This is a genomic window from Streptomyces sp. SP17BM10 (assembly GCF_036322405.1).
Classification (GTDB): domain Bacteria; phylum Actinomycetota; class Actinomycetes; order Streptomycetales; family Streptomycetaceae; genus Kitasatospora.
In genome coordinates, this window is record NZ_JAQYXB010000316.1 from 1 (window position 1) to 332 (window position 332).

General features: G+C 28.9%; 1 protein-coding gene. It reads right to left on the reverse strand.

Going from position 1 to position 332, the window contains the following annotated elements; genetic code table 11:
• On the reverse strand, positions 1-332 hold a 332-nt coding region (locus tag PUR71_RS40940; protein WP_329924464.1), incomplete at both ends, for a hypothetical protein.

Here is a 332-nt window from a genome sequence, read left to right on the forward strand (position 1 = left end):
GGGCAAAAACCAAAAAAAAAAAACAAAAAAAACCAACACCAAAAAAAAAAAAAAAAAAAAAAAAAAAAAAAAAAAACAAAACACCAACCACACCCCCACCCCCCCACCCAAACACAAAAAACAAAAACAAACAAAAACCACACAACCACAACACAAAAAAAAAAAAAAAACAAAAACACAAAAAAACAAAAAAAAAAAAAAAAAAAAAAAAAAAAAAAAAAAAAAACAAAACCACCAAAAACCAAACCAAAACACCACAAACAACCCAAACAACCAACCCCCCAACCACAAAAAAACAACAACCCACCCACAAAAAACAACAACCCAAAAAC